The organism is Catellatospora tritici (assembly GCF_019083965.1).
GTDB classification, from domain to species: domain Bacteria; phylum Actinomycetota; class Actinomycetes; order Mycobacteriales; family Micromonosporaceae; genus Catellatospora; species Catellatospora tritici.
The window spans coordinates 1-12,558 of sequence record NZ_JAHRCY010000010.1; the positions used below are offsets into that span (position 1 = coordinate 1).

Annotated in this window: 11 protein-coding genes; 4 read left to right on the forward strand and 7 right to left on the reverse strand. The window is 71.6% G+C overall.

What is annotated here, in order from left to right; genetic code table 11:
• From KUA19_RS22535 to KUA19_RS22560, 6 genes are all read right to left on the reverse strand, one after another.
• Positions 1-737 (reverse strand): ABC transporter ATP-binding protein (locus KUA19_RS22535; protein WP_217398653.1); only part of this gene is annotated, 737 nt, incomplete at its 3' end.
• Between the two features lie 328 nt (positions 738-1,065).
• A complete protein-coding gene (locus KUA19_RS22540) occupies positions 1,066-3,609 on the reverse strand; it encodes an ABC transporter permease (RefSeq protein WP_217398655.1) in 2,544 nt (847 codons plus the stop codon).
• A complete protein-coding gene (locus KUA19_RS22545; RefSeq protein ID WP_217398657.1) occupies positions 3,606-4,385 on the reverse strand; it encodes an ABC transporter ATP-binding protein in 780 nt (259 codons plus the stop codon). The genes KUA19_RS22540 and KUA19_RS22545 overlap by 4 nt, the downstream gene beginning before the upstream one ends.
• A gap of 99 nt (positions 4,386-4,484) precedes the next feature.
• Positions 4,485-5,159, reverse strand: a complete 675-nt coding sequence (locus tag KUA19_RS22550; protein WP_308167578.1) for a response regulator — start codon at positions 5,157-5,159, stop codon at positions 4,485-4,487.
• Positions 5,156-6,460: a sensor histidine kinase gene (locus tag KUA19_RS43010; protein ID WP_308167579.1), complete on the reverse strand. Its 1,305-nt coding sequence runs from the start codon at positions 6,458-6,460 to the stop codon at positions 5,156-5,158. Before KUA19_RS43010 ends, KUA19_RS22550 begins: the two co-directional genes overlap by 4 nt.
• Before the next feature lie 9 nt (positions 6,461-6,469).
• Positions 6,470-7,360 (reverse strand): RecB family exonuclease, encoded by an 891-nt coding sequence (locus tag KUA19_RS22560; protein ID WP_217398659.1) that lies wholly within the window; start codon positions 7,358-7,360, stop codon positions 6,470-6,472.
• A gap of 98 nt (positions 7,361-7,458) precedes the next feature.
• Here KUA19_RS22560 and KUA19_RS22565 point away from each other — a divergent pair, with 98 nt between their 5' ends.
• Genes KUA19_RS22565 through KUA19_RS22575 form a run of 3 tightly spaced genes read left to right on the forward strand, consistent with a single transcriptional unit; the run spans position 7,459 to position 10,158 of the window.
• Positions 7,459-8,637, forward strand: coding sequence for a M50 family metallopeptidase (locus KUA19_RS22565; protein ID WP_308167580.1), 1,179 nt, complete (start codon positions 7,459-7,461; stop codon positions 8,635-8,637).
• 4 nt (positions 8,638-8,641) lie between these two features.
• Positions 8,642-9,601: a tRNA (adenine-N1)-methyltransferase gene (locus KUA19_RS22570; RefSeq protein ID WP_217398661.1), complete on the forward strand. Its 960-nt coding sequence runs from the start codon at positions 8,642-8,644 to the stop codon at positions 9,599-9,601.
• A gap of 2 nt (positions 9,602-9,603) precedes the next feature.
• Entirely contained in the window at positions 9,604-10,158 is a 555-nt protein-coding gene (locus tag KUA19_RS22575; RefSeq protein ID WP_217398663.1) for a hypothetical protein, read from the forward strand.
• 98 nt (positions 10,159-10,256) lie between these two features.
• Here KUA19_RS22575 and KUA19_RS22580 read toward each other — a convergent pair whose 3' ends face one another.
• Entirely contained in the window at positions 10,257-10,541 is a 285-nt protein-coding gene (locus KUA19_RS22580; protein WP_217398665.1) for a ferredoxin, read from the reverse strand.
• 196 nt (positions 10,542-10,737) lie between these two features.
• Between KUA19_RS22580 and arc the strand changes: the two genes are divergently transcribed.
• Positions 10,738-12,504, forward strand: a complete 1,767-nt coding sequence (gene arc / locus KUA19_RS22585) for a proteasome ATPase (protein WP_217398667.1) — start codon at positions 10,738-10,740, stop codon at positions 12,502-12,504.
• Positions 12,505-12,558: the final 54 nt, after the last annotated feature.

A 12,558-nucleotide genomic window follows, 5' to 3' on the forward strand; every position in this document is an offset into this window, starting at 1 on the left:
AGCACCGCGTCGGCGGTCGGCGTGGTCAGCTCGTCGACGATCGCGCCGTCGGCGAGGAAGATCACGCGGTCGGCGTACGAGGCCGCGTTGGCGTCGTGGGTCACCATGATGATCGTCTGGCCGTACTCGGTGACGCTGCGGCGCAGGAAGGTGAGGACCTCGGCGCCGGAGCGGCTGTCGAGGTTGCCGGTCGGTTCGTCGGCGAAGATGACCTCGGGGCGGGCGACGAGGGCGCGGGCGCAGGCGACGCGCTGCTGTTGGCCGCCGGAGAGTTGGCTGGGGCGGTGCTTGAGGCGGTCGCGCAGGCCGACGGTGTCGATGACGGTGTCGTACCAGGTCGGGTCGGGTTTGCGTCCGGCGATGGCCAGCGGCAGCAGGATGTTCTCCTCGGCGGACAGGGTCGGCAGCAGGTTGAACTGCTGGAAGATGAAGCCGACCTTGTCGCGGCGCAGTTTCGTCAGCCCGGCGTCGGACAGGCCGGTGAGCTGGGTGTCGCCGACGTGGATCTGGCCGCGGGTGACCGAATCGAGCCCGGCCAGGCAGTGCATCAGGGTGGACTTGCCGGAGCCGGACGGGCCCATGATCGCGGTGAAGCGGCCGCGTTCGAGCTCGACGTCGACGTCACGCAGGGCCACGACCTGGGCCTCGCCGGAGCCGTACACCTTCCAGACTCCGGCCGCTCGGGCGGCGGCGGTCTCGGCGCGCTGGCGCGACAGGGGCGGGGCTGCTGTGGTCATGAGTGATCATTCCCTTGGCCGGATGAATTGGACCGACCGGCGGGGCGCTTAAGGCGGGAGCACCCGGCCGGCCGGTGTACTCATCGTCGGGCCACGCGGGTGCCCGAACCTCGGCCCGCAGGGTGACCGTGCCCGGGTCATCCGCCCGGGGTGGACCCCCACCCGCCCCTCAGGGCCAACCCCGACGCCCCGGCACCCGGCGCGTGCCGGGCGTTGGGAAGGGCCCCCTGCCACCTCGCATTGCGAGCCGAGGAACTGCTCGTCTCGCTGACGCGAGCCGACGGAGGGGCCCTTCCTACTTGCGAGCCGCGCAGGCGGCGAGCAACTCCTACTCGTAGGCGATGGCCTCCAGCACGTTCAACCGCGCCGCCCGCCGCGCGGGCAGAATCGCCGCCACCACGCCCGCGAGCACCGCGACGACCAGGTACGCCACCAGCTGGGTCCACGGGATCGTGATCGCCGTGGCGAACTTGATCCGGATCAGCGCCTGGGTCAGCGCGGCCCCGATGCCGACCCCGAGAGCCAACCCCAGGGCGACCCCGAAGACGGCCATCAGGATCGACTCCACGGTGACCGTCGCGACCACCCCGCCGCGGCTGAGTCCGATCGCGCGGACCAGGCCGAGTTCGCGGGTGCGCTCGGTGACGCTGAGCATCAGCGTGTTGAGGATGCCCAGCGCGGCGATGACCAGGGACACGACCAGCAGGAGTTGGATGCCGATGAGCAGGCCGTCGAGTTGCGAGGTGGACTCCTCGATGTAGGACTGGCGGTCGCCGACGCGTACGCCGGGGTAGTCCTTCATGATCTGCTCGACCTGGGTGACGACCGGTCCCGCATCGACGCCCTCGCTCAGCGAGACCAGGCCCTGGAACGCCAGGGGGCCGTTGAAGTCGGCCACCGCGGGCGGGCCGACCAGGATGCCCGAGACCAGCGGGCTGGTCTCGTACACGGCCACGACCGTGTACTGCCGCTCCACCGGCCCGAGCCGCACCCTCGTCTGTTCGCCCGCTGCCAGGCCCAGCGCCTTGGCGGTGTTCTCGTCGAGCACCAGCTCCTGGGCGCCGAGGGCGCGCAGGTCGCCGGAGACGGCCTTCATCGAGAACATCCGCGCCGCCTGGGCCACGTCGGTGGCGAAGACGAACTGCGGCTGCCCGGCGACGGCGACATCCACGGCGTCGAAGTGCCAGGCCGAGGCGTCCTTGACGCCCGGGATGGCCCGGACCCGGTCGAGGGCCTTGGGGTCGAAGCCCTGGGTGCCGTCGGGCGCGGCGTTGAGCTGCGACTGGATCAGCACCTCGACGCCGACGCTCTCGCCCAGGGTGTCGCGCAGGCTGCTCTTGAACGACTCGACGACCGTCGCGGCGGTGCCGACCATCATCACGCCGACGGTCAGCGCGACGGCGGTGACGGCGGTACGGCGCGGGTTGCGCAGCGCGTTGCGTACGCCGAGTTTGCCCGCCTCGCCCCGGCCCAGCACGAACCCGAGCGCCCGGATCACCGGCCGGGCCAGCAGCGGCGCCAGCAGCAGCGAGCCGAGCAGGAGCAGTACTGCCCCGCCCAGCAGCACCAGGAACCCGGCCCCGCCAAGGTCGGCCAGCGCGCCCAGCAGCACCAGCCCGGCCCCGGGCAGCGCGAACGCCGCGCCGGTGAGGGACAGGCCCAGCAGTGACTTGTCCGGACGGGACAGGTCGCGCATGGCCGCCACCGGCGGCACCGACGAGGCGCGAATCGCCGGGATGAACGCGGCGACCATCGTCACCACGATGCCCAACGCGTACGCCAGCAGCACCGTCAGCGGCGACACCACCACCGGCACCGGGTCCATCTGGATCCGCGCGGCCAGCGCCGACTCGCCCCAGTAGCCCAGCCCGATGCCGACGCCCAGGCCCAGGGTGGCCCCGACCGCGCTGACGACCAGCGCCTCCAGCAGCACCGACGCGGCGACCTGGCCCCAGCCCGCGCCCAGCGCGCGCAGCAGCGCCAGCTCGCGGGTGCGCTGCGCCACGATGATGTTGAAGGTGTTGTAGATCAGGAAGATGCCGACCAGGCCCGCGAGCACCGCGAACCCGACCAGGATGTAGGTGAAGAAGTCGAACCGGCTGCCGACCGCCTTCGCCTGCTCGTCGTTGACCTCGTCGGCGGTCTTGGCGGTGAAGCCGCTCGGCAGCTTGGCCCGGATCCGGTCGCGCAGCTGCTGCTGGCTCACCCCGTCGGCGGCCGCGAACGACACGCCCGCGTACACCCCGGTCTGGCCGTAGAAGGTCTGCTGGGCGAACGCCTCCTGGAACAGGACCATCGTCTCGCCCGCGAGCGAGTCGCGACCCCCGGCGATCCCGACGACGCCGACCACCCGGAACGTGCGCGGCTCATTGAGCACCGGCAGGTAGACCTTGAGCTGGTCGCCGCGCTTGACCTTGGCCTGCTCGGCGGTGTGCGCGCTGATCGCGACCTCGTCGGCGGCGACGGGCCAGGCGCCCTCGCGCAGCGCCACCAGGCCGAGCGGATCGTCCTTGCCGTCGACGCCGAAGCCCAGCGCCAGATCAGTGCTGACCGGGGTGTCGTCGGTGGCCCGGTACGGCACCACGCCCTCGGCGCTGACCTTGGGCGACGAGGCGCTGACCCCGTCGGTGGCGGCCAGTTCCCGCACCTGCTCGGCGGTCAGTCTGGGCGCCCGGGGACCGGGCTCGTCGGCCTGGACCTGCACCGCCACGTTCTGGTTGATCGTGCTGAACAGGGTGCTGAACTGGGCGTTCAGGGTGCCTGACAGCACCAGGATCGCCGACAGGAAGCCGACCGACAGCACGATCGCGAAGACGGCGAGCGACAGGCGCAGCTTGCGCTGCAGCAGCCCGCGCAGGCTTGCCCTGATCATTCGGTGGCTCCGGCGGTCGTGACGGCCGTGTCCAGGCGCTTGATCCGGTCCAGCACCGCGTCGGCGGTCGGCGTGGTCAGCTCGTCGACGATCGCGCCGTCGGCGAGGAAGATCACGCGGTCGGCGTACGAGGCCGCGTTGGCGTCGTGGGTCACCATGATGATCGTCTGGCCGTACTCGGTGACGCTGCGGCGCAGGAAGGTGAGGACCTCGGCGCCGGAGCGGCTGTCGAGGTTGCCGGTCGGTTCGTCGGCGAAGATGACCTCGGGGCGGGCGACGAGGGCGCGGGCGCAGGCGACGCGCTGCTGTTGGCCGCCGGAGAGTTGGCTGGGGCGGTGCTTGAGGCGGTCGCGCAGGCCGACGGTGTCGATGACGGTGTCGTACCAGGTCGGGTCGGGTTTGCGTCCGGCGATGGCCAGCGGCAGCAGGATGTTCTCCTCGGCGGACAGGGTCGGCAGCAGGTTGAACTGCTGGAAGATGAAGCCGACCTTGTCGCGGCGCAGCCTGGTCAGGCCCGCGTCGGACAGGCCGGTCACCACCGTCTCGCCGATGGACACCTGCCCGCGGGTCACGCTGTCCAGCCCGGCCAGGCAGTGCATCAGGGTGGACTTGCCGGAGCCGGACGGGCCCATGATCGCCGTGAAGCGGCCGCGCTCCAGTGCGCAGTTGACGCCGCGTAGCGCCACGACCTGGGCCTCGCCGGAGCCGTACACCTTCCACAGGTCGACCGCGGCGGCAGCGGCCCCGGCGGTCCGTTCGGTCAGGGGTGAAGTCATGCCCCACAGGCTGTCAGTGGCGCTGCCGTCCACCCTCCGACTCCAGCACGGTCTTGGCCGGGGCCGTCTCCTCCTGAAGGACGAGTCGGCCTCCTCCCGCTACGGCGTGCGCGACCCCGGGCGCACCAGACCCGTCTCGTACGCCAGCACCACCGCCTGCACCCGGTCGCGCAGCCCCAGCTTGGTCAGCAGGTGCCCGACATGTGTCTTCACCGTGGTCTCGCTGACCGTCAGCACCTTGGCGATCTCGGCGTTGGACAGCCCCCGGGCCACCTGCACCAGCACCTCCCGCTCGCGCTCGGTCAGCGACGCCAGCGCGTCCGGCACGGTCACCTCCGGGTCGGGCAGCAGGTCGGCGAACCGGTCCAGCAGCCGCCGCAGGATGCGCGGCGCCACCACCGCCTCGCCCGCCGCCACCGTCCGGATCGCCGCGACCAACTCCTCGGCGGGCACGTCCTTGGCCAGGAACCCGCTGGCCCCGGCCCGCAGCGCGCCGACCACGTAGTCGTCGAGGTCGAACGTGGTCAGGATCAGCACCCGCACCGGCAGCTTCGCCGCCACGATGTCGCGGGTGGCGGCCACCCCGTCGCGGCGCGGCATCCGCACGTCCATCAGCACCACGTCCGGCAGCAGCCGCCGGGCCAGGTCGACGGCCTCCGCGCCGTCGGCGGCCTCACCGACGATGTCGAGGTCGCTCTCGGCGCCCAGCACCATCCGGAACCCGCTGCGCAACAGCGGCTGGTCGTCGGCGAGCAGCACCCGGATGGGCTTCACCGCGGCACCTCCACGCCCGTGTCGAGGGCCGCCGCCAGGGCGGGGCCGATCTGCTCCAGTGGGATCACCGCGTACACCCGGAACCCGCCGCCGGGGCGGGGGCCGGTGCGCAGGTGGCCGCCGTACACGGCGACCCGCTCGCGCATGCCGAGCAGGCCGTGCCCCGGCGCCGCGATCCCGTCTGCGGTGAGGGTACGCGTGCGCGGCCCGCGACCCGTGTCGAACACTTCGATCGTGAGACGGCAACCGTCCGCGGTCAGCCTGACCTCGGCCCGGCACGGCCCGGCGTGCTTGAGCGCGTTGGTCAGCGCCTCCTGCACGATCCGGTACGCCGTCAGTCCCACCCCCGGATCCAGGTCCTCGGGCAGCCCGTCGGTCCGCAGCGCGGTCGGCAGCCCCGCCTCACACACCTGCTCGACCAGCAGCGGCAGCCCGGCCAGCCCCGGCTGCGGGGTCAGCCCGGGGTCGGGTTCGAGGGCACCCTCGGCCCGCAGCACGAACAGCAGCCGGCGCAGCTCCCGCAGGGTGCTCCGGCTGGTCTGCTCGATGGTGGCCAGCGCCTCGTCGGCGGCGGCCGGGTCGCGGTGCAGCATCCGCCGCGCCGCCGTCGACATCACCCCGATCACGCTGACGTGATGGGCCACCACGTCGTGCAGCTCCCGCGCGATCCGGCGACGCTCCTCGGCGACGGCCTGCTCGGCGTGGGCCTGCCGGCCCGCCTCGGCGGCCAGGGCCCGCTCGGCCAGCGCCGCCGACGCCTCCCGCCGGGCCCGCACGGTGCGTCCGATCAGGAACGTGATCACCATCGCGACCCCGTTCACGACCAGCCCGGCCGACAGCGAGATCAGCTCGCCGCCGGCTTTGTCGTCCAGGTAACCCGCCCCGTGGGCGTACACGAAGACCAGGTCGTTGGCGGCCCACAGCAGCGCGCTGCCCGCGATCGCGCGCCACCAGCGCTCGTACGCCGCCAGCGTGTACGCCAGCACCCACAGGGTGACGCCCTGCCCGGTCCACACCAGCGGCTCGACCCAGCCCGCCACCAGGGTCAGCAGCAGGAACCCGACCGCGCCCCACAGCCAGCGGCGGCGCAGCACCACCGGCAGCAGCGTCACCGCGGTCCACAGGGTCAACCAGCCGCCGGTGTGCCCGCTCCAGGCCGGCTCGGCCCGCATGAGCAGCACCTGGGCGGCGAACAGCCCGGCCGCCAGCGCCGTGTCGACGCGCAGCGGTGTCCACCAGGCGGACTTGAACCAGCGTCGCGCGCTGTCGGCGGAAATCAGCAGGTGGGAGGGGAGGGGCACCCGGCGAGGCTACCTGGTGCCCTCAAGGCGACGTTGGCGCGCGTCGATGGTCGCCGCCGTGACCTGCTGCGGGAACGGCGGCAGCGTCCCGCCGAACTCGGGGCACCGGGACTTGTGGGCGCACCAGCCGCACAGCTTGCTCGGCTTGGGCCGGAACTCCTGCGCCCTGGTCGCCGCCTCGATCGCCTGATACAGCGCGAACAGGGTGCGCTCGAAGCGGGTCAGTTCGTCGGCGTCGGGGGTGTAGTCGCAGATCTCGGCGTCCTTGAGGTACATCAGCCGCAGCACCTTCGGCACCGTGCCGCGGGTGCGCCACAGCACCAGCGCGTAGAACTTGAGCTGGAACAGCGCCCGCGACTCGAACGCCTCCCGGGGCGAGCCGCCGGTCTTGTAGTCGACCACCCGCAGCTGCCCGCCCGGCGCCACGTCCAGCCGGTCGATGTAGCCCCGGATGAGCAGCTGCTCCTCGCCCTCGGCGCCCAGCACGGCCTCGATCAGGGTCTCCCGCTCGGCGGGCTCCAGCCGACGCGGGTCCTCCACCGCGAAGTAGCCGCCCAGCAGCTCCTGCGCCGAGGCCAGGAACTCCTCGCGGGTCCGCTCGCCGTCGTCGAACAGCTCGGCCAGCTCCGGCTGCTCGCCGACCAGCCGCTCCCACTGCGGGGTGACCAGCTCGTCGGCGACGGCCCGGGTCCGGTCCGCGGCCGGGGAGTCGAACAGCTTCTCCAGCACGGCGTGCACCAGGGTGCCCCGCGCCTGCTCGGCGGTGGGCTGCTCGGGGATGCGGTCGATGCTGCGGAAGCGGTAGAGCAGGGGGCAGGTCTTGAAGTCGGCGGCTCGGGAGGGGGACAGCGACGGAAGGGGGCGGGGCGTGGTCGTCTCCGACACCGGCTGCTCGGTCATAGCCCACAGGTTAGGACAGTGGTACGACCTGTCCCGCACGGCACAACCGGCGCGATGCGGACGGCACGGCATAGCATGGTCACGATGGAGACGACGCCGTGACCGAGCCGACACCCCAGTCCGGGCCGCCCGAGCAGCGGCGCTCCGGTTTCCAGATCGGGCGGGTGTTCGGGTTCCCGCTCCGCCTGAGCGGATCGTGGCTGCTCATGGCAGTCGTGATCACCTTCTGGTACGGCGAGGTGATCGGCGAGCGCCTCGACCTGCACGGCCCTGCCCGCTTCCTGGCCGGACTCGGTTTCGTCGCCTGCCTGCTGCTGTCGGTGCTGCTGCACGAGCTCGGCCACGCGGTGACCGCCCGCCGCCACGGCATCGGCGTCAAGGGCATCACGCTGGACCTGCTCGGCGGCTACACCGAGTTCGAGCACGACTCGCCCCGCGCCGGCGTCGAGTTCACGACAGCGATCGCCGGTCCGGTGGTCTCGGCACTGGTCGGTGTCGCCTCCGTCGCTGCGGCGATCGTGCTGCCCGACGGCACCGTGGCCGACCAGATCGCGTTCCAGCTCGCCGTCTGCAACCTGATCGTGGCGGTCTACAACGCGCTGCCCGGCTGGCCGCTGGACGGCGGCCGGGCGCTGCGGGCGCTGGTCTGGGCGGTGCGCGGCGACCGTGACGCCGGGCTGCTGGTGGCGGGCTGGTCCGGCCGGGTGGTGGCGGTGGCCACCGCCCTGATCGCCGCGCTGCTCTACGGCACCGGCTGGTACACCTGGTGGGGCCTGCTGTTCGGCCTGTTCGTGGCGTACAGCATCTGGCAGGGCGCGGCCGGGGCCGTGCTCACCGCCCGGGTCCGTCGCCGCTATCCCCTGGTCGATCCGACCGCGCTGGCCAAGCCGCTCTACGCCGTCCCGGCGGGCACCTCGCTGGCCGAGGCCGACCGCCGCGCCGACGCCGACGGCCGGGCCGCGGCGCTGCTCGGCGTCACCGATCCGGACGGCCGCCTGATCGCGCTGGTGGTGCCGGACGCGGCCGCGGCGGTGCCGCCCGCCCGCCGCCCCTGGGTGACGGTGGAGACCGTCGCCCGCGACATCGCCGCCGTGGCCCGCATCCCGGCCTCCGCCCGCGGCGCCGACGTGATCAAGCTCCTGCGCGGGGACCCGGCTGCGCCCTACCTCGTGGTCAACGGGGAAGATGTGGTGGGCGTGCTCACCGCCATGGACGTGGTGCAGGTGCTCGATCCGGCCACGCTGAAGGCCGCGCCCGCGAAGCAGACAGGGATATGAGGCGATGACCGATCCGATGCCGACCGTACGGCGCGGCAACTTCACCGCGGGCGACCGCGTGCAGCTCACCGACCCGAAGAACCGGATGCACACCATCGTGCTGGAGCCCGGCAAGGCGTTCCACACCCACCGCGGCATCCTGGCTCACGACGACCTGATCGGACGCCCCGACGGCAGCGTGGTGCACTCTACCGGCAACACCGCCTACCTGGCGCTGCGGCCGCTGCTGGCCGACTACGTGCTGTCCATGCCGCGTGGCGCGCAGGTGATCTACCCGAAGGACGCGGCGCAGATCGTGGCCATGGGCGACGTCTTCCCGGGTGCGAAGGTGCTGGAGGCGGGCGTCGGGTCCGGCGCGCTGTCGTGCTCGCTGCTGCGGGCGGTCGGGCCCGAGGGCGAGCTGTGGTCCTACGAGCTGCGCGACGACTTCGCCGCGGTGGCCCGCAAGAACGTCCAGGCGTGGTTCGGCACCACCTGGGCCGCCGACGGCAAGCCCGCGAGCCCGTCGATGCCGTCGTGGCACCTGCACGTCGGCGACGTCGCCGACAACGCCGAAACCGGCTTCGACCGGATCATCCTGGACATGCTCACCCCGTGGGAGGCCCTCGACATGGTCGAGCGCGCCCTGCTGCCCGGCGGGGTGTTCATCGGGTACGTGGCCACCACCCCGCAGCTGTCGGAGCTGGTCGAGGCGCTGCGCGAGCGCGGCTTCACCGAGCCGCTGGCCTGGGAGTCACTGGTGCGCGACTGGCACGCCGACGGCCTGGCCGTCCGCCCCGACCACCGCATGATCGCGCACACCGCGTTCCTGGTGCGCGCCCGCAAACTCGCCCCCGGGGTGACCGCCCCGCCGCGCCGCCGCAAGCCCAGCAAGGGGCGCGAGGCCTACGAGCTGCGCCGCTCTGCCGCCACCACCGCCGCCAGCGCCGGCGAGGACACGCCGGTGCGCGAAAACGAGGAGTGATCGTGCCCGGGTCGGTCTTCCCCGACTGGTCGCCCTACCCCGACCTGGACTCGGCGGCGCGCGCCTACCTGCGCGACCCCGAGGTGGCGCTGGAGGCCCTGGAGGGCGTCCTGCGAGGCACCCAGGTGCTCGGCTTCACCCTGGAGCGCTTCGTCAACGAGTACAACGGGGTGTGGCAGGAGGTGGTGGTCTGCGACGGATCGCGGCTGCTGCTGTGGCACGGCGAGGACGTGGCGCCCGGTGACGGCCCGCCCGGCTCGATGGTCTCCTCGCTGCGGGTGGTGCCGCTGTCGGTGATCACGGAGGTGGGCTGCCGGCGGCGGCTCAGCCGGACCACCGCCGGGCACCTGCGCGTCGACAGCGTCGACGTGTACCTGTTGCTCAGCTCGCTGGATGAGTCGTCCAACGGGCACCCGCTGGACGACCCGCACCACGTGGTGCGGCAGGACGCGCTGCGCTTCGGCAAGACGCTGGAGGACGGCGGCTCCGGCCAGATCACCCGGCTGGAGGAGTTCGCTCAGTTGATCGCCTCGCTGGCCGGTCGACCGATGCTCTGACGGCACCACCAAAAGACGGTACGAAAAAGGCCCCGCTGCCCGGTTCCTGCCGGGTCGGGGCCTTTGCCGTATTAAGCTGATAGCGGACAGCGACAGGCTCAGCGCAGCGCGTTGCGCTCGTCCTCGCTCAGCGGTTCCGAGTCGGAGGTGTGCTGGATGTGGATGCACTCGCCGGGGCACTCGTTGGCCGCGTCGATGACCTCCAGGCGCAGGTGGGCCGGGATCGCCACCGTCTCACCGGGCGACATCCGCAGCTCACCGTCCTCGCCCTTCACGTAGGCCAGGCCGTCGACGTCGAACTCGAAAACCTCGGGGGCGTACTGCACGCACAGGCCGTCGCCCGTGCACAGATCCTGATCCACCCGCACCCGCAGCTCTGTCACGTCCCCGACCCTAGCGCGCCGCCGCTCCGCACCGCCCGGCAGGGCCCGGCCGAGAGGAATTCTCGATCAGCTTCTTCGGGTACGCGGGTGTCGGGAGGGTTCAACTGGGGCGATCAGCCGCTAGTGTTAGGAGCACCCTTGATGTCGGCCCGATCGAGGTGGGACCGACAGGAGGACACCCCCGGGGAGGTGGGACGTGGCAAAGAGCGACGACGCGGATGCGCGCGCCGCGCGGTGGGAGAAGGAAGCCAACGATCTCTCCACTCAGGTCGCGTTCCTGCAAGAGGAGCTCGCCCTGTTGCGGCGAAAGCTGAGCGAGAGTCCGCGGCATGTACGTCAGCTGGAGGAGCGGCTCGCCGCGACTCAGGCACAGCTGGCCCGGCTGACCGAGAACAACGAACGACTGGTGGCCACGCTCAAGGAAGCGCGCGCCCAGATCGTGACGCTCAAGGAGGAGATCGACCGCCTGGCGCAGCCGCCGAGCGGTTACGGTGTCTTCCTGTCCCGGCATGAAGACGGCACGGTGGACGTCTTCACCGGCGGGCGCAAGCTGCGGGTGGCCGTGTCGCCGTCGCTGGACGTCGACGCCCTGCAGCGTGGGCAGGAGGTCCTGCTCAACGACGCCCTCAACATCGTCGACGCGCTCGGCTTCGAGCGGGTCGGCGAGGTCGTCATGCTCAAGGAGATCCTCGACGGGGGTGACCGTGCTCTGGTCATCTCGCACGCCGACGAGGAGCGGATCGTGTTCCTGGCCGAGGGCCTGATCGCCAGCACGCTGCGGTCCGGCGACTCGCTCATGATCGAGCCCCGGTCGGCGTACGCGTACGAGCGCATCCCCAAGAGCGAGGTCGAGGACCTCGTGCTGGAGGAGGTGCCCGACGTCGACTACACCGACATCGGCGGCCTGGTGCACCAGATCGAGCAGATCCGCGACGCCGTGGAGCTGCCCTTCCTGCACGCGGACCTGTTCCGCGAGCACCACCTGCGCCCCCCGAAGGGTGTGCTGCTCTACGGCCCGCCCGGCTGCGGCAAGACCCTCATCGCCAAGGCGGTGGCCAACTCGCTGGCCAAGAAGATCGCCGAGCGCCGCGGCGAGGAGAAGAAGACCAGCTACTTCCTCAACATCAAGGGCCCGGAGCTGCTCAACAAGTACGTCGGCGAGACCGAGCGGCACATCCGGCTGATCTTCCAGCGAGCTCGGGAGAAGGCTTCCGAGGGTACGCCGGTGATCGTGTTCTTCGACGAGATGGACTCGATCTTCCGTACTCGCGGCTCCGGCGTCTCCTCGGACGTGGAGAACACCATCGTCCCGCAGCTGCTGAGCGAGATCGACGGCGTGGAGGGCCTGGAGAACGTCATCATCATCGGCGCCTCCAACCGCGAGGACATGATCGACCCGGCCATCCTGCGGCCGGGCCGCCTCGATGTGAAGATCAAGATCGAGCGGCCCGACGCCGAGGCGGCCAAGGACATCTTCAGCAAGTACATCCTGACCGGCCTGCCGTTGTCCCCGGACGACCTGGCCGAGCACGGTGGCAACGCCGAGGCGTGCGTGCACGCGATGATCAACTCGGTGGTGCTGCGGATGTACTCCGAGACCGAGGAGAACCGCTTCCTGGAGGTCACCTACGCAAACGGTGACAAGGAGGTCCTGTACTTCAAGGACTTCAACTCCGGCGCGATGATCCAGAACATCGTCGACCGCGGCAAGAAGATGGCGATCAAGGAGTTCCTGTCCTCGGGCAAGAAGGGGCTGCGCCTGCAGCACCTGCTCGACGCCTGCCTGGACGAGTTCCGCGAGAACGAGGACCTCCCCAACACCACCAACCCCGACGACTGGGCCCGCATCTCCGGCAAGAAGGGCGAGCGGATCGTGTACATCCGCACGCTGGTCTCCGGCGGCAAGGGCACCGAGTCCGGGCGCTCGATCGACACCGTCAGCAACACCGGCCAGTACCTGTAACGGCCACCGACGAAAGCGGCGGGTGTGCTCCTCGGAGCACACCCGCCGCGTCGC

Bases quoted from the DNA above. Each gene is read 5' to 3' on its own strand.
- KUA19_RS22540 (WP_217398655.1), bottom strand. From the start codon at position 3,609: ATGATCAGGGCAAGCCTGCGCGGGCTGCTGCAGCGCAAGCTGCGCCTG.
- KUA19_RS22545 (WP_217398657.1), bottom strand. From the start codon at position 4,385: ATGACTTCACCCCTGACCGAACGGACCGCCGGGGCCGCTGCCGCCGCG.
- KUA19_RS22560 (WP_217398659.1), bottom strand. From the start codon at position 7,360: ATGACCGAGCAGCCGGTGTCGGAGACGACCACGCCCCGCCCCCTTCCG.
- KUA19_RS22570 (WP_217398661.1), top strand. From the start codon at position 8,642: ATGACCGATCCGATGCCGACCGTACGGCGCGGCAACTTCACCGCGGGC.